Annotated in this window: 14 protein-coding genes; 7 read left to right on the top strand and 7 right to left on the bottom strand. The window is 58.2% G+C overall.

The genetic code is table 11. From position 1 onward, the window contains the following. Positions 1 to 27 precede the first annotated feature (27 nt). The 3 genes from CR492_RS01740 to CR492_RS01730 all read left to right on the top strand — a co-directional run bounded on the left by CR492_RS01740 (position 28) and on the right by CR492_RS01730 (position 3,978). On the top strand, positions 28 to 2,313 hold the full coding sequence (locus CR492_RS01740) for a DUF1989 domain-containing protein (protein WP_102841970.1): 2,286 nt from the start codon (positions 28 to 30) through the stop codon (positions 2,311 to 2,313). A 66-nt stretch (positions 2,314 to 2,379) separates the two neighbouring features. Continuing rightward, complete coding sequence (locus CR492_RS01735; protein WP_102841969.1) at positions 2,380 to 3,210, top strand: TorF family putative porin; 831 nt, start codon at positions 2,380 to 2,382, stop codon at positions 3,208 to 3,210. A 447-nt stretch (positions 3,211 to 3,657) separates the two neighbouring features. Beyond that, positions 3,658 to 3,978 (top strand): hypothetical protein, encoded by a 321-nt coding sequence (locus CR492_RS01730; RefSeq protein ID WP_102841968.1) that lies wholly within the window; start codon positions 3,658 to 3,660, stop codon positions 3,976 to 3,978. 407 nt (positions 3,979 to 4,385) lie between these two features. On the opposite strand, the gene CR492_RS01725 is transcribed toward CR492_RS01730, so the two are convergent. From CR492_RS01725 to CR492_RS21465, 3 genes are all read right to left on the bottom strand, one after another. Next, positions 4,386 to 6,143, bottom strand: a complete 1,758-nt coding sequence (locus CR492_RS01725) for a serine hydrolase domain-containing protein (RefSeq protein WP_180982390.1) — start codon at positions 6,141 to 6,143, stop codon at positions 4,386 to 4,388. A 168-nt stretch (positions 6,144 to 6,311) separates the two neighbouring features. Further along, the gene (locus tag CR492_RS01720; RefSeq protein WP_348626698.1) at positions 6,312 to 7,985 is read right to left on the bottom strand and encodes a carboxylesterase/lipase family protein; all 1,674 of its coding nucleotides are present in this window, start codon (positions 7,983 to 7,985) and stop codon (positions 6,312 to 6,314) included. A gap of 378 nt (positions 7,986 to 8,363) precedes the next feature. Beyond that, positions 8,364 to 8,576 (bottom strand): ribosome modulation factor, encoded by a 213-nt coding sequence (locus CR492_RS21465; RefSeq protein ID WP_432431189.1) that lies wholly within the window; start codon positions 8,574 to 8,576, stop codon positions 8,364 to 8,366. A 439-nt stretch (positions 8,577 to 9,015) separates the two neighbouring features. Here CR492_RS21465 and CR492_RS01715 point away from each other — a divergent pair, with 439 nt between their 5' ends. The 3 genes from CR492_RS01715 (at position 9,016) to CR492_RS20345 (ending at position 11,990) form a co-directional block, all read left to right on the top strand. Then, complete coding sequence (locus CR492_RS01715) at positions 9,016 to 10,191, top strand: tyrosine-type recombinase/integrase (RefSeq protein WP_102841965.1); 1,176 nt, start codon at positions 9,016 to 9,018, stop codon at positions 10,189 to 10,191. Between the two features lie 146 nt (positions 10,192 to 10,337). Continuing rightward, positions 10,338 to 10,595 carry a hypothetical protein gene (locus CR492_RS01710; protein WP_102841964.1) on the top strand — a complete coding sequence of 86 codons (258 nt, stop codon included), beginning with the start codon at positions 10,338 to 10,340 and terminating at the stop codon, positions 10,593 to 10,595. 63 nt (positions 10,596 to 10,658) lie between these two features. After that, positions 10,659 to 11,990, top strand: a complete 1,332-nt coding sequence (locus CR492_RS20345; protein ID WP_146030140.1) for a hypothetical protein — start codon at positions 10,659 to 10,661, stop codon at positions 11,988 to 11,990. On the opposite strand, the gene CR492_RS01705 is transcribed toward CR492_RS20345, so the two are convergent. The 4 genes from CR492_RS01705 to CR492_RS21015 all read right to left on the bottom strand — a co-directional run bounded on the left by CR492_RS01705 (position 11,950) and on the right by CR492_RS21015 (position 15,591). After that, positions 11,950 to 13,194 carry a type II restriction endonuclease gene (locus CR492_RS01705; protein WP_102841963.1) on the bottom strand — a complete coding sequence of 415 codons (1,245 nt, stop codon included), beginning with the start codon at positions 13,192 to 13,194 and terminating at the stop codon, positions 11,950 to 11,952. The genes CR492_RS20345 and CR492_RS01705 overlap by 41 nt on opposite strands. Beyond that, complete coding sequence (locus CR492_RS01700) at positions 13,181 to 13,648, bottom strand: very short patch repair endonuclease (protein ID WP_102841962.1); 468 nt, start codon at positions 13,646 to 13,648, stop codon at positions 13,181 to 13,183. Before CR492_RS01700 ends, CR492_RS01705 begins: the two co-directional genes overlap by 14 nt. Then, the gene (gene dcm, locus CR492_RS01695) at positions 13,641 to 14,903 is read right to left on the bottom strand and encodes a DNA (cytosine-5-)-methyltransferase (protein WP_102841961.1); all 1,263 of its coding nucleotides are present in this window, start codon (positions 14,901 to 14,903) and stop codon (positions 13,641 to 13,643) included. The genes CR492_RS01700 and dcm overlap by 8 nt, the downstream gene beginning before the upstream one ends. A 229-nt stretch (positions 14,904 to 15,132) precedes the next feature. Further along, positions 15,133 to 15,591, bottom strand: coding sequence for a hypothetical protein (locus tag CR492_RS21015; protein WP_245411925.1), 459 nt, complete (start codon positions 15,589 to 15,591; stop codon positions 15,133 to 15,135). Positions 15,592 to 16,081: 490 nt separating this feature from the next. Here CR492_RS21015 and CR492_RS01680 point away from each other — a divergent pair, with 490 nt between their 5' ends. Next, positions 16,082 to 16,486 carry a hypothetical protein gene (locus CR492_RS01680; RefSeq protein WP_146030139.1) on the top strand — a complete coding sequence of 135 codons (405 nt, stop codon included), beginning with the start codon at positions 16,082 to 16,084 and terminating at the stop codon, positions 16,484 to 16,486. Positions 16,487 to 16,756 lie beyond the last annotated feature (270 nt).

The following is a 16,756-nucleotide window of genomic DNA, read 5'->3' as shown; positions in this document are numbered from 1 at the left end:
TCCGACAGGCATTGAAAAGGCGCGGCCATGAATGTTAACGCGGCGGGCCCGAAAGGGTCGTTCGACCTGGACCCGCCCCGGCGCGTCCAGACCCTTTCGGCGGCGGGCGGCAGCGGGGTTCAGTTCGACCTTTCCTCCGGCGACGAAGCGATCATTACAAATCTCGAGGGGGGCCAGGCCGGCGAATTGCTGACCGCCTGCAGCGATCCCCTCCAGCTCACGCCGGCCTCGGCGACGCTCGACGAGGCTGGCGTCCGCGCCGTCGCTGGCGATCTCGCCGGCGCCTTCCTCGCCGCGCGGCAGGGAGCCGAACGATTTCAGGCGACCCCGCTTTTTCATGCCACCGCGGAGCCGGGCGAAACCTTCCGCTTCAAGGCCGAGGCCGATATGCGCTGCCTTCTGATGGCGCCCGGCGAGCCGATGGCCCCTGACGCGCAGAACCCGCCGACGGAGCTGCGCCTCGATATTTTCTCAAGCCGGCCGACGGGCGGCGCGGCGCCGCCTCCTCTCGCGCCGGTAAAGCTCGATCTCAGGATCGACGCCGCGACCGCGCGCGCCTATCGCGTCAGCGCCGGCGATTATATCCAGATCATCGACGTCGATGGGCGCCAATGTTCCGACCTCCTCGCCTTCGACGCCAGGGCCCTGGCTGAAGGCCGCGAACTCGGCGTCGATCCGACCGTGACGCGCACGCTGATGGGTTCGGCGACGCCAGGCCCCGGCCTCCACGCGAAATATTTCGACGAGGACATGAACCCGCTCTTTGAGATCGTGCGCGACACCGTCGGGCGGCACGACACATTCATGCTCGCCTGCAACGCAAAATATTACGAGGACATGGGCTATCCCGGCCACGCCAATTGCACCGATAATTTCAACGCCGCGCTTGCGCCCTTCAGCGTCGCGCCGCGGCGCGGCTGGCCCGCCATCAATTTTTTCTACAACACCTTCGTCGCTGAAGACAACACGATCGGCCTTGACGAGCCTTGGTCGCGGCCGGGCGACTATGTGTTGCTGCGCGCCCTGACCGATCTCGTCTGCGCGTCCTCATCCTGCACCGACGACATCGATCCGGCCAATGGCTGGATGCCGACCGACATACATGTGCGCGTCTATGACGCTTCAGCCAGCTTCTCCAAAGGGATCGCTCATCGCATGACCGCTGACGCCGCCCCCAGACTTACGCGCGAATCCAGTTTCCATTCAAGGACTTCCGCGTTGACGCGCTCCTTCATCGACTATCGCGGCTTCTGGACGCCGCAATGCTACGCATCCGAGGGCCCCATCGCCGAATATTGGGCCTGCCGCGAGCGGGCCGTTCTCATCGATCTGTCGGCGCTGCGAAAGTTTGAAATCACCGGGCCGGACGCTGAAATTCTGTTGCAGGGCGCCGTCACGCGCAACATCCGCAAGCTTGCGGTCGGCCAGATCGTCTACACAGCGATCTGCCACGAACATGGCGGCATGCTGGATGACGGAACAGTGTTCCGGCTCGGCGACAATAATTTCAGGCTTGTCTGCGGCGATGATTATTGCGGCGTCTTTCTGCGCGAGCTCGCGGCGCGTCAGGGCTTGAGAGCCTTTGTCAGATCCTCGACCGACCAGCTGCACAATGTCGCCCTGCAAGGCCCGAAATCGCGCGACATCCTGCGCGAAATATTGGTCACGCCGCCGCATCGCGCCTCGGCCGACGAATTGAAATGGTTCCGCTTTACCGTCGGCAAGATCGCAGGCCTGCCTGTGCTCGTGTCCCGCACCGGCTACACGGGCGAGCTTGGTTATGAGATCTGGCTGCACCCCGGCTCCGCCGCGGCGGTCTGGGACGCCCTTATGGCGGCGGGGAAGCCCTATGGGATCGCTCCCTTCGGTTTCGCCGCGCTCGACATGGTGCGGATCGAGGCCGGCCTCATCTTCGCCCTTCACGAGTTCTGCGACGAGACCGATCCCTTCGAGGCCGGCATCGGCTTTGCCGTCCCTGCCGAAAAGGCCGACCCTTATGTCGGATCGGAGGCGCTGGCGCGCCGCCGCGCCCATCCGATTCGCCAGCTCGTCGGGCTCGACCTCGCCGGCAATGAAGCGGTTGGTCATGGCGATCCGGTCTTTGCCGGCCGCGCGCGGGTCGGAGTCGTTACCAGCGCGACGCGCTCACCCATCCTCGGCCGCACGATCGCCCTCGCCCGCCTCGACGCGGCCTGCGCCTCGATCGGCGCGAGCCTCGAGATTGGCAAGCTGGACGGGCGGCAAAAACGCATCAGCGCGACTGTGGCGCGATTCCCACACTACGATCCAGAAAAGACCCGAGTCAGGGCTTAGACACGGTTTGACTGTAGGCATGGCGCGGACTTCGCTTTAGATTTCTTCGAAAGGGGAGTCTCGACTATGACGAATATGATTAAATCTGTGATGACCGCGGCCGCTGGCGTTCTGCTCGCGAGCGCCGCCTCCGCCGCCGACCTCGCCGTTGCGCCTGCGGCCCCGCCGCCGCCGCCGATCGATCTCGGCTTCGGCATGAAGCTGGCCAATGATTACGTCTTCCGCGGCATCGACAATTCCAACGGCCACTTCGCCGCGCAAGGCTATCTCGAACTGCGCGCGATTGACTGGATCTACGCTGGCGTCTGGACGTCGAACGTCAGTTTCCCGACCGCCTATGGCCTCAACAATCCGTCGGCTGAAATCGATCTCTACGGCGGCCTTCGCCATACCTGGGGCGCCCTGACCCTCGACCTCGGCGGCCTCTACTATGAATACCCCAGCCAGACGATTCCGGCTGGCGGCTTCACGATGAACTACTACGAGCTGTATTTTAAGCCGACCTATGTGATCAACGACATGTTCACGATCGGCGGCAATGTCTACGGCACGACGAACTTCGCCAACTCCGGCTCGTCCGGCATCTACGCCAGCGGCACGTTGAAGGTTAACTTCCCAACCTTCCTTCCCTGGAAGGGAGTCGCCACCTACGCTTCCGGCGAATTCGGCGGGCAGTTCCTCGACAACAACCGGTTTGGCGTCCAGCTGCCGACTTATGCGACCTGGAACGTCGGGCTCGGCGCCACCTACGACATCTGGACGCTTGACCTGCGTTACTCAGGTTCGAGCCTGTCGCAGAACAGCTGCGCGCTCCTGTCGGGCGTTCGCAACTGGTGCGGCAATCGCTTCATCGCCAGCCTCGCGGTCGATACGTCGATCCTGTCGCTCATGAAATGATCTAGCTCGCGAGATCTCCCCGACCGCCGCGGCCAAAAAATCAACCGGCGCGGCGGTCCTCGCGACATAGTTCCTGTTTCGGACCTGAGAGGATGTTGATCTAACGATCATCATCCTCTTTTTTTGCGCCCATACGAGCCGATTTATGGCCCTGGCGCGGAGGCGGCTACGCGCAGCAGAGCGCCCCGAAGGCAAGCACGAGGCCTCCGGCCGGAACGTCGCGGGCCGGCTTTCAAGCGGCGTGAAACGCTCAACCATCGGATTGAATGAATCCAAGCGACAAGAAAATGCTCTCCCCTGAATCCCGAGCGAGTTCCTCTCGAGCAAATGATTCCAATCGCGCGGAAAGCGCCCTAACCTAAGGATATGACAGTTTAGATTCCGGCTTTGGCGTTTGCTATCCGCCGGCGTTCAATCGTCGGAACCGCGCCTTCCGAGGAGAGAAGAATGCTCCGTTTCATCAAAATCAGTGTTTTCTTTTTCAGCATAGTGACCGCCGCCAATGCAGCGGAGAGCGGGACGACATACCTCTTTCGCGTGGATTGCCGCGACGAAGCCTTTGTTGCGCGCTGGATTCCGGTCCCCGGCGATCCAGACAAAGACTATTTCCGGAGCGCGACCGGCACGCTCAATCTCGATTGCTCGATTTCTGATTACAACCCTAAGACGGACAGAGGGCTGCCGCAGCGGATTTGCAGCGACCCCGGCGGCGTCATAAGCGGCTTTCCCCCCGCCCTGATCGTTGCTGGCCTGACGCACTGCAACTGATCACGCCGCGCTTCGGCAAGGCCCTTGGAGGCCATCTGCACGCGATGGCGGCGCCCCCGTCGAGGCGCTTCGCATCGTATCGAGGCAGCGCCAGAACAATGACGCGGCAGACCCGCCTGAGCGACCCCCCGCGCAATCTAAACGGCGGCGTTGCTAAGGCGAAGGTTCGGTTCGACGGATGTGAACCGCGGCCTCATTTGGCAATCGGCGATCAACTGATTCGTCGAGCGATAAACGCTCAGAAATCGGGATGCGATCGCCATCGCGGCAAGCGCCGGGCGCCAGGGGAAAGGGAGCCGCTCTGGGTTGCTCCTACGTTCTTCCGGAATGCTTCGAGGACGCGCCCAATCGGGATCGTCAGAATCATTTTCCGGAGCGCGGCCTGCCGGCGCGGACCGCGCCTCGGATCACCTCGGCGCGGAGGCGCCGCCCCCGCCCAATTGGTAAAACAGCGCATAGAGCGCGCCGCGCGCGATCAGGGGCGCTTCCCCAGTCGACTTATTATCCGAAACCTGATTGCCGTTCGAGTTCGCAAAAACCACGACGCCGAGGCCGCGGGCCGGCATCAACATGATTTGGGTCGAAAAGCCCGTTAGGCCGCCGTTTTTCAGAACGATCGCGGGAACATGATTGACTTTATCCTCCGGGATCGTCGCCCAGGCGAGGTCTGACAGCAAAATGTTCGCGGGACACTTTGACAAAGAGGGCTTTTGGCCGGTGCACGCCCGCGGGGTCTGCGCGATTTTGAATCCGGCCGCCATAGCCGGCGGGACGAGGACTCCGGGCGATCCGAGCGCGGCCTGCGCAAAGGTCGCCATGTTCTGCACCGTCGAATGCAGCGCCCCGGCCGGCGCCCAGATTGGAACGACGTTGGTGAAGCCGTCGCCCGGATCCACGACGACGCTCAGCGGCAGCGCATATCCATCGCCGCCATCGGCGATGCCCACAAAGGCGACTTCTCCGTTCGCGATCTGAACCGTGCCGGTGGCATTGCGCCCGACGCCGCCGCCAAAGCCGCCCGAAAAAACCACCGTAGGCGCCGCGGCGTAGCCGGCGCCGTGCTCGACGATATTTACGCCGATGATTTTTCCGCCGGAGACGACCGCCTCCCCCTTCGCTGGCGAGGAGGGGGCGGGGAATCCGGGAGCAGGGACGAATGCGACCTTTGGCGGCGAGACATACCCTTGTCCGGCCTGCACAACAGTAAATCCGGTCACGGAGCCATTTCCGCCGACCTGCGCTGTCGCCTGCGCCCCAACGCCGGCGCCGCCGGAAATGGCGACCTTTGGCGGATCTGCCGGAGAGCGGTACCCCGCCCCGGCCACGACCACATTGATCGCGCTCAGCGCGCCGTTGACGACGACCGGCGCGCCAATCGCCTGTTGGTATCCAAGCGCGGTGGAACTGGAGCTCGTCGAAGGATACAAAGCGGTGTCGCGCATGTTCAGCGGACCAAGAATCTGCTTTTGCAGCAAGGCCTCCCATCCTTTAAGCGCCGCATTGCTGAGCAGCCCGTTGGGATTGGCGCCAAGGATGAGGCCGAGCAGCCCGACGGTGAAATCAGAATAGAAATAAGGCGCTGGGAGCGCCTTCAGCGAGGGCGGCGGCGGCTGCAAGTTTTGCGGCGTCGCATTCTGGAAATAACGCAGAAAGTCCTGTGCGGTATACTCGCTCGTCGAAGGACGATCCGTCTTCAGACATCCAGGCGGTTGATTTTTCTCGTTGCAGTTGGGCGCGAGGCTCGGAAACCCCGCCGTGAAATCAGCGAGTTCGGCAAGCGTGACTTTTGCGGTAAGGGGCTTGAACGAGCCAAGCATACGCGGAAAAGCCGAGATCGGCTGGTTAAGGGCGAGCCGCCCGCCGTAAATCGCCTGGCCAAGCAAATTCGTGGTGAAGACCTTGGTGACGGAGCCGATTTCGAACGAGACATCGGAGCCAAACAGCACATTGGCCGACTTGTTGGCGTAGCCATAGGAAAAGAAGGCCGGAGCCTGGCCCGGCGCGATGAGCGCGAGGCCAACGCCGACCGCCGCTCCGCTGTCGACCGCCGATTTGCCGAAGGTCTGGGCGATGAGGGTCATCAGCGCGGCGTTGTCGGCCGAGGCGGGACTCGCCCCGCCGGCGATAAGCAAGGATGCGACGAGGCTACGCCAAGCGGACGCCATCATCATTCTCCGCAAAAATTCGGGTTAACCGACCTTATTGAGGAAACTCGCGAATTTAGCCGACCGTGACAAGCCCCCAAACGGGACCAGCCCTGAAGATCGCGCCAAAGAAAAAGGGAGGCCGACGGCCTCCCTTTCCTAACCTCAGAGCTTGCGGATCGGCCTCGATCAATCCGGAATGATCAGGGTCTTTTCCCAGAAGTCGCATTTATGCGCCGCGGAGAATTGCGCATCCGTCATCGTGGTCAGAACCGGGATGTTTTGCGACAGGATGACAGGCTTGCTTCCGGTCGCTTTGTAGACCGGCCACGGGTTGTTTCCCTGTCCGTTGGGATTGCCCGTCCAGGCGAAGTTCGTCCAGGCGTCGACAAGTTGATCGGAAAGGGCCGCCTGCTTCTTGTTCAGTTCGTGAATCTTGCCCTGGGGGCCGCCATGCCAAAGCGGGAACAAGTACTGAATATCCGAGGTATGGTAGGCAAGGAACTGGAAGCCTGGAAGCTTCGGATAGTAGGTCGGCGCCGTACGCTCATCGAACTCATAAGCGTAGTAAGGCACCTGCGGGCCGAGGATCTTCGAGTAGTGGCGATCCCTGCATGCGCTCGGATCGGTCTGCACCGCATCCAACGCCAATTGTGGCGACGCATAGGCGTAGAGCGGATATTTGGCGAGGACCTTGTCGACGGTTCCCGCCGGATAGGTCGGAGGCGTATTGACCGGGCCGGCGTTGCCCGAGTAGGTCGTCGTGACGTAGCTGGTAAAGTCAGCTTCCGTATAGGGAACTTGCGGATCCTTGAAATATTCGGTGTTGGCGAGACCGAAGTTCGCCTCGTCTTGCACGCGCCCGTCCATCATCGGGATATGCGCGAACTGCCCGTTTGACCAGGCCTGCCACGGCTGCTGCGTGATGACCGTCCCATCGACGAATGGGCCGGTGATGTAGGCGCTCGTCGCGCTTTGCGTCCCGGCCAGCGTCTCGACTTGCTCGGGCGTCAAATTGCGCAGGCATTGGGCAGTGGCTTTGTCCGCCCCTGAACCGCATCCCGCCGCGACTGACATCGCGATTCCGCGCGCCAGGGCGATCTCCGCCGTGGGTATCGTGCTCGGCACGCTGCTTTCGTAAATCGCTCGGTGCAACAAGCCCTGCGACAGCGGCGAAATCACATGCATGCCGGTGTCTTGCGCGCCCGCGGATTGACCGCCGACAGTAACGTTATTTTTGTCGCCGCCAAACCGGTCGATGTTCCGCTGCACCCACTTAAGGGCAAGCTGCTGGTCCATGATGCCGTAGTTGCCGAAGACCCCCTTATTCAGGGCCGGGTGCGACAGCCAACCCATCAGGTTCAGGCGATAATTGATCGTCACCACCACAGTGTGGCCATCGGCGGCAAGCTTCGTTCCATCGTAGCCGGTGCTCGCTCCGTCAAAATTTCCGCCGCCGTGGATCCAGAAGATAACGGGCAGCTTGCCTTTGCCCGACGGATTGAGGTTGGGCGAAAAGACGTTGAGATACAGACAGTCTTCGTTTGCATTCGGAGGCCCGGCGAAGGGACCAAGAGTGGTCACCTGGGCGCAGATCGGACCGTAATTCGAGGCGTCGAGGACGGTCGTCCACGGCGCTTTGCGCTTCGGCGGCTGCCAGCGGAGATCGCCAACCGGCGGTTCCGCGTAAGGAATGCCATAAAACACCGATACGCCGTTCTGAATGACTCCCTTGACCGTCCCGTCCTGGGTTGCAACCTTCGGGCGGTTCGCCGCGCTTGCTGGCGTCACCTCCGCCGCGCTCGCTGGCGTGACCGCCGCCGCGCCGAGCGCGAAGCCGACTGCGCATGAGAGTTTCAGCAAGGATCGTGATCTGACCGCGCTGAGCCGCGCGGGCCGGGATGGCTTATACATGAATCCCCCCAAGTATTTCTTTTTTCTGCCAGGGTCGTAGCGGCAGTGGGGGCGTTTTTATGACTTCGTTTCACCTCAATCTTCCATGAAGTTCCGATTCTTATCACAATCTAGATTTCCGCTGCGAAAGCTTGTCTGCGTGACGGGGCGCGCGCTCGGAGACAACCGGCCACCGTTTTCGAAAAGAACACCCCAGGCCGGCGCATGGCTTCAGCGGCAGGAGGCGTGGCCGCCCCGTCCCGCTTATGCTTCATGCTGCGCCGCCACAGCGGCGCCTCGATCGCGGCGACGAAGGACGCAGCTCCAATTTGACAGCTGCGGCAGAGCCTATTTTTTTGCCGTGTGCGCCGAGGGCTTGCGATAATAGCTCAAGGAGCCTTGACGGCGATCGCGCGCGTCGCGCCAGCCGTCGCTCCATGCTTCGTGAGCTTCAGCGCGAGTCTGGCGATCATACGGATTGTCGCCCAAAGTGTCGCCATTGGCGAACGCCGTAGATCCGCGTCGATAAGCCCGCTCATACCTTGAAGCAATTTCGTCCACGCAAGCCACCTGTCGAAACGAAGTCTCGAGCGGCTTCCATGTTCGAACCTTGTATTCTGCGCCGCTTGGACCTGCTTTAAAGCACCACGCCTATCTTCATCGTTGAGGGGCGCTTAAGTTTTTTTCACGTAGCCGCCAGCTTCTTCAGCTTCACGCCTCAACGAGCGATGGCGAACGTGATTGATTACCTTATGAAGCAAAGCCCCCAAGAAGCGTCGAACACAGCTCCAGGATGCGAAGCCGATCGGCAGCTAAGCGGTTGATCTCCTGGTGGAGCTGAGGTCCACCGAACTATCGTCCATAGGTGTCCATAGCTGTTCCATAAGTACTTGATTTTCAGTCATTTTTATGATATCGTGTTCTCTAGTGTCTTTCATCGTCTACCCCAATCCACGCAAAACGTTGGGGTAAATGTTGGGGTAACGGGGTTCGACGGACAATGGCAACTAATATCAAAAGGCTCAATTCGCGGTCGATCCAAACGATCGCGAAACCGGGGCGCCACGCGGATGGGAACGGGCTCTATCTTCAGGTCGATCAGTCTGGCGCGCGGCGCTGGATCTTCTTGTTTCGGTATCGTACCAAGCCGAAAGAAATGGGCCTTGGAGGATTGGCGAGCGTCGGCCTCAGCCGCGCACGCGAGCTTGCGGCTGAAGCCCGCGCCATGGTCGCCGATGGCCTAAATCCGATAGAAGCCCGTCGCACTGAGCGCGCCGAAGAAAAAGCTCTCGTCACTTTTGGGGCGTTCGCCGACGAATTGGTTGAGAGTCTGACTCCCAGCTTTCGAAACGAAAAACATAAATATCAATGGTCTCGGACTCTCGAAGTTTATGCGGCGCCGATACGATCTAAAGCGATCGATTCGATTCAGACCGACGACGTTCTTTCGGTCCTAACCCCTATATGGACTACGAAAAACGAAACAGCGTCCCGGCTACGGGGTCGCATCGAACGGGTGCTTGACGCGGCAAAAGCTCGCGGCCTCCGCTCAGGCGAGAACCCCGCGCGCTGGCGCGGTCATCTCGACGCGCTGTTGCCGGCCCGCCAGAAGCTTTCGACTGGCCACCTCGCCGCGATGCCATATGCCGACGTTCCGGCATTCATGACACGCCTACGCGAGCGCGAAGCCATGGCTGCGCTTGCGCTCGAATTCGCGATCCTCACCGCTGCGCGGACGAACGAAACGCTGGGTGCAAAGTGGTCAGAAGTCGATCTCGATGTCGCGATTTGGACAGTCCCAGCCGATCGGATGAAAGCCGGTCGGGAGCATCGCGTCCCGCTATCTGACGCCGCCCTTGAGATCTTGGCGAAAGCGCAAAAAGCGCGACGCGGCAATTTCGTCTTTCCCGGCCAACAATTTGGAGAGCCATTGTCAAATATGGCGCTCTCTATGTTGCTCAGGCGATTGAAGATCGAAAACGCCACGGTACACGGCTTTCGCAGCTCGTTTCGCGATTGGGCGTTTGAAGAGACGGAAACTCCCCGCGAAATCGCCGAAGCCGCGCTCGCGCATATTGTTGGAAGCGAGGTGGAGCGCGCCTATCGTCGCGGCGACGCGCTAAAGAAACGGCGCGTCCTCATGGAGAAATGGGCTGATTTTTGCAGCCGACCATGATGCGCAAGTATTGTTTGATATGTCACAAGCATACAGTATGCTATTCTTACTGGACTTTTTTTCTACTTTACATTATACTGTATATCGTCTATATTCGTCTTTAGGCGTCAACGCACCTGCGCATTGCCGAACGTTAACGGTGACAAATGACCGAAATTCGACTGATCCATGAAAACAAAGATCAAGTAAAAAAAATTTCCTACACGATTGGCGAAGCCATTATCGCCTCAGGCCTATCGCGAGCGAAAATTTACCAGCTTCTTAAATCAGGCAATTTGCTGTCTCGATTCGTCGCCGGCCGACGCCTGATCCTTTGCGTCGATCTTGAAAAATTTATCACTTCCGCGTCGAGCGATTACGCCAGCTCGGTCAACGGCGTCGGGCGAGCCAAAAGGAGGGCATGAAAATGCCGTCGCGGACCAACTAACCGATACCCATCTTCGGAGTCAGACAATAGGAGGCCCAACGTGCTTTCTGAAAATGAAAGCGCCCTCCCCGCTGCGAACGGGGAAGGCGCCAACTCAACAGGCTACCAATCAATCAATACCATCAATATAGACGAAGTCTCTGAAAAGTCAAGAGAAAATAGCGCAAAAAAGACAAGAAAAGATAGCGATCCGCGTCCGAAGAATCTACTTTTATTCCGATCGCAGGCGCGAGAATTTTGCATCAAGCGCAGATTTGAAGACTCAGGCTTTTTGCCTTCATATCAACTTTCGGCCGCGTATTTTGCCGATATCCTTGACTGCGCCAATGGTCGCGTCGACCGATTCAAGGGGGAATCGTATCAGTGGCCGAGGCTTACCGTTGTTAACCTACGCAATGAGCTTGGTCGGGCCGCGATCCTGCACAATCTCTCTGATCGTGAGTTGCAAGAAATCATTACCGAAGTGCGCCAACTCCGCAACAACGACGCCATAAATGAAAATGGAGAGCAATTTCTTCATTTCAAATCATGGGATTGGGGCGACAGCTTTAAACTCGGATTCAGGGAGCGCGAACTTGGAAAGTTTTGGTTCATTACTGCCAATGATCGCGATTCAAAAGAATATGCTGAACATGAGTCGGCGAAGGAATTGTCGCGAAAGGCAAAGGACGCGAACCGAAAGAAAGCAGCGCGAGCAGCTGTAGGCGGAAAAAATCGTGATGAGTATATCGCGAGTTCAGTTAGCGAGGCTTGCCGGCGGGCAGGAATCTCGCGAGGCCGCTACTATAAGCTGCCCGAGGAAGAGAAAGAGGCGATCCGGGCCGGCGTCTGGAAAGGCGAAACAGGTCCGTCCCACCCCTCTATAAAGAAAGAGAATATTACCGCTGGACGCACCTGTTCCAAGCGTCAGACTTCAAAAAAAGCTTGTGACGGCGATCCGGCGCCCTCGGGCGCGCCGGTCGCGGCCGACGCTGTGAATGAAGAGCCAACTTCGGACTGTGCAAACATGTCGTCTCCGCCACGTGAGGCGGCTGAACTTCGGCCGGCAGATGCACGGAGAATAGACGCGATCAGATTTGCGTCGTTTGGCCGAAAGCCTACTGTCCCATCGCGAAGCGCGTCCTGTCGCAACGTCCGCGAATTTCGACAAGAGCCGCGAGTCATCTGCAGCCGCAATCATCGCGTCGTGTCATCCTTCCTATCGCGGTTGAGGATGACTCCAAGCAAGATGGACAAAAAGCGTCTGCGAGGCGCTTCGATATTGCGGCTCTGGCGCCGGACCGTGGCGGGTGACGATCTTGCGATTGAATCGCAGTCCATCGGCGGCAGTTCTACTGATGGGGCGATGCAAGCATTCGGATCTCACCGATGAAGCTTTCAAATGTTATGAGATGCGGCCTTACGCTATTGGGGAAGGCTCGATGAAGTCCGGCTGGCACAACGAGGCGAACTCCGGCGTCGGTCATTTCACGAAACTGACCTTCGGAAACGCCCTCCTGAAGCGTCAGAAGATGCTTGATGCGAATTCGATCCGCCTCATTGATGACCTGCCGCCAGCGGTCCTTGCATGTTGTTTTCGCCGCGAGCATGCGTAGTTTGCTGGCGGGAAACTCAAAATTGTCATAGTCGGCTTGTGACGGGAACAGAAAGTCCGGCCGCTTACCTCCCTCGACTACCGGGCGATGAGTAAAAGAGATGCCTGAGACGAGTCCTTCCTCACTCATAATCTCACGAACATGAAGTTCAAGCGAGTTCCCAGAGCGTGACTTGCGACTTTGCAGGATCGTTTGCGCAAGACTGAGAAAGCCATCCACTGATGTGAAGCCGCTAGTGATCCTTGGCAAGAAAACAGCCTGTTCTATGCTGAGGAACATTTCATACTCGCACTGGCGGCGGCGCAGGATACGCACATCAGGATTCATGCCGACGGGAGGGCGCTTCGCGATTGTGCGCCGAATGATCTCTTCGCCGGACGGAAATTTTTTAAACCATTGGACTGGTATTTCTGATGTTTGCAGGTGGCACGTCGTCGGTGTCGCAACCATCGTTGCAAAGAGATCGAAACGCGGTGCAAGTTCGCCCGGCGTCCAAACTACAAACTGCTTCGGTTCTACCGGACCAAGCCTTTCTTCAAACAGGTCCGCTTCGGTTCCCTCGCCGCCGCACACCCAGACGTGGCATTCCATCGTCTCGCTATCTGCATTTGAAACGAAAGCAAAGATAGCAAGCGACCCTGTGCTGTCGGGATCAAGCAGCGCGGAGCTGGCGCCTCCGAAGCCGGTCAGTCTGGTCTCGTTGCGGGTCCCTCCCCGAAAAGCATTGTTGTACCAAACTGCTCGCACTTTGCGATGATCGGGATGGGAGTCGATGTAGAGATCAAACCGAATGTCTGGATTTTCGGCCTCAGGTCTGTTGAGTGCTGGAAAGATGCGGAATAGAAGGTCCTTTGGAAAATAAGGACCAGCTTGATGCGCATTCGTTGCAAGCGTATCGTTGGCAGAGAGACGTTTAGCGTACCAAATGACTCCCGGACGGCCGTATTCGTCCATCCAGTCGGTCACGTCAGCAAGCGCCATGAGCGATGCCCCGTATCTCGCGGTTCTCGGCACCGGTTTGCAACCATGACGACACGTCGGTGATGACGTTGGAAAGCCCGATCGATTCGCGCCCCCTAATCGCGCATTCCCAAATCGTGAGCACGCGCCAATCCGTTTTCCGAAGCTGCTTTCTCACATCTTCGTCCCGCTGTCGGTTGCGGGTAATCTTGGCTGACCAGAAATCGGCGCGGGTCGCGGGCAGACGAAAAAGATGACAGTCATGACCGTGCCAGAAGCAGCCGTTTACGAACACGGCTACCTTGTATCGAGGAAACGCAAGATCCGGCTTGCCCGGCACGTTGGATGGATGAAGCCGATAGCGAAACCCGTTTGCGTGCAGCGCCTTGCGGATCGCAAGTTCCGGCCGGGTATTAGTGCTACGGATACCCGCCATCATCCTGCTTCGGGTGATGCTGTCGACGGTGTCAACCACGGGCTCTCTGCCTTTTCGGCGCTTGCTCGTTTCTCTGAACGTGTTGCTCAACGGCCTTGCGGATATAAGGCTCCATGTGACGCGCTACTGCAGTAACGGCCGGAACGGCCACAGAGTTGCCGAACTGCTTGTAGGCTTGTGTATCCGAAACGGGGATAAGAAAGTCGTTTTGACCCGGCGCATCAAATCCCATGAGGCGAGCGCATTCGCGCGGCGTAAGCCGGCGCGGTGGCTTGTGGGCCTGCCGAATGAGGATTTCCGATCCGTCCTTGTAATAACGCGCTGAAAGCGTTCGGGCTACGTCGTCAGGACCGAAGAGGCCAAAGCCGAATCCATTGCCAGCAAGACGGTGTTTCTCCGCGTAATTTTGAAGATAGGTCCAGAGATGAACTGACAGCGTGTATTTGTCGGATACCTTGCAGTCTTTGCCGGTTGTGTAGTGTTTGTCCGGCTTTTCGGTGCCGTCGCCGGGGTGAAGAATCGTCTGCAACCTCGGCCCCTTTAAGGGGTCTGGGAGCGTGAGCGTTTCGAAGCTGAAATCCGGTTCATCAGCGAAGCCAACGATAAAAATACGTTCTCGATGCTGTGGCAAGAAAGCTTTTGCGTCGATGACGCGATAGTCAACGTGATATCCTAGTTCCTCGGTCAAAACATCGTGAATCACTCTGAACGTGCGTCCGCGATCGTGATTTACAAGATTCTTAACGTTCTCCAGCACAAACGCCTTCGGTCTATGATGGCGAATAATGCGTGCGGCCTCAAAAAACAGAGTGCCCTGTGCCTCGCATGCGAAGCCGTGTGGTCGGTTGAGAGCATTCTTTTTCGATACGCCGGCAATAGAGAAGGGCTGGCACGGGAAGCCAGCAAGCAAAACATCATGCTCTGGCACATCCGCTTCCTTCACCTCACGAATGTCGCCGGCTATCGAATGCCCGTCGTTAGGAAAATTTGCGCTATAGGTTTCTCGCGAATAACGGTCCCACTCACACGTAAAGACACATTCGCCGCCGATGGCCTCGAATCCGCGCCGCAACCCACCGATACCCGCGAAAAGGTCAATGAAGCTGAAGGCGGGTGGCGTGCTACGGTCCTCACAATGAGGTTTCAGTGCGCGTAGAAGATCGAGGATTGCGCGACGCGGTTTAACCTCGCCACGCTCCCAGCGATAAGCCTCGCGTTCAGTGTATCCTAGCTTGGCTGCTGCCTCCGGGACGGAAAGTCCGCTCTTTTGCCGGAGAGATGAAAATTCTGTCACAAAACCTCCGGGGAGTCTTTCTGACAGATTGTCAGATTCGTTCCCTGCAAACAAGTACAGAACAAAAAATGTGGTGGATAGAGTGCAAAACGTTCGCTCACTACCGCGGAATGAGTCTGTAAATGAATTGGTTCTATCTCACGGCCCTCTTAGGAAGGTGTCCACGTCCGGCACGCCCCCAAGCGAAGCGTCTCAACCGCGCCCTCAAACTCGCCTAATACTGGGTCACTTATGCGGGAAAATGCGGCGGCACCGGCCGCTGGCATCGCCAAGCGTCGCGTCCTACGCACAGCGCGCCAACCGTCGGAAGCTCTTTCGCTTCTCCGGCGACTAAGTCGCCATCATCCGTCGTGACGAATGGGGCGCGACGTAATATTTGGCCTTCGCCATGGCGCTCGACCTCATATGTGCGAAAGCGATGAGCGACAATCCCGGCACCGCCCTTCACAACGCAAAATCCCCCCGCGCCGCGCACCTCATTGGACGTGCCGAATAGAAGATTTCCCTCGTCGATCGCACCGTAGAGATCAGGGAAAATGCCATGTGTGACGTGAAGTACTTCCGGATCGGCGCGACCGACGATATGGCGGATGAACTTGACTCGATAGACGGAACAATCTTCTGCTCGCCGGCGCTCGTTACTTTTTCCATCGCAATTCTCCCCGCTCCCGCGCCGCCTTTTCTTCAATCACTCGCTGCTGGCCTTCCGTTGCGACAGCGCCAACACTCCAGAAATATTCCCTATCGCCAGTCAGTTCGGCGGCGAGTGCATCAATCGCCGTCAAGACCCCGTGAGCGAGCTTGTCGACGTTGCTCCCGATTGGGATCTGCATCGACAACCGAATCGTAGCGTCACGACATTCCCAGAGTACGCGAACGCATGCGGCCGGATCACTTGGAATTTCCGGTCGCATTCGCCTCGCCATTCGCCCCCAATGTTCCTTGTTTGTTCTATAATGGCATTAGGGTTTTGTCCAGCCTTTCCCATGGTCATTTGAGACATACGGTATGCCATATGCATATCATATGTTTGATATTACAAGGTTTTTAGGATTTATGAAGTTGACTTCAATCGCCAGACGCGAGATCATTCAGAACGGCAGCGCTTCAGGCTGGAAGGCGTGTCTGCGAGGTCAATCATTCGGGGAAAAGCCGAAATTAATTGCTGAGGAAAAACGATGGATGAGCCGAAGCCTTTAGGCCTAACGACAAACGGCAAAGTGAAAGCCGCTCCTGTTCAAAACCGATCAAGGCGAACGCTTGAAAGCGCTGCTGAAATGAATGCTTCGATGTTGAAAAGCCAACATGAGAAATATGTGAAGGAGGCGGTAAAAGCCTTGAGCAAGGTGCGCCGAAAAGTTTCCCCATCCGAGTTAATTTATGCGGAAGAAACCGGACTTCACACGATAGGCGCGATTGCTGAGCATCGCCTTGGCATTCTCAAATCCATCAACATTGAAAATCTGAATCTGGCCGAGCAAAAGGCCTTTTGCGAAGAGGTCGCAACGTTAACGCTAATCGGGCGGCTGGCTTCTGGCGAGTTCTCGGGCGAGAAATGCCTCGATATAGCTTTCAATAAATAGGCGGAGATTTTCCGACTATTCTTCAACCCAATAGAGGACCATCGACAAGATCGGAATCTTGGGAATTCCTTTTTAATCGCGGCGGCCGGCGGCGTGGCCCCTCACCGGGGGCAGCGCCTATCTTCCATTTCCGCCCTGATCCCCTCTTTTTCGGCCGATTAATCACGACCGAATTAAAATGACAGCGAAGGAGGAAAAGAGCGCGAAAAGAGGTAATATTTCAGTTAATAATTTGAGGGGGTTGGCCTGCACCGCGCGCAGGCCTCCCAC

The organism is Methylocella silvestris (genome assembly GCF_002891535.1).
GTDB lineage: Bacteria > Pseudomonadota > Alphaproteobacteria > Rhizobiales > Beijerinckiaceae > Methylocapsa > Methylocapsa silvestris_A.
This window is presented reverse-complemented; position numbering and strand designations above follow the sequence as displayed.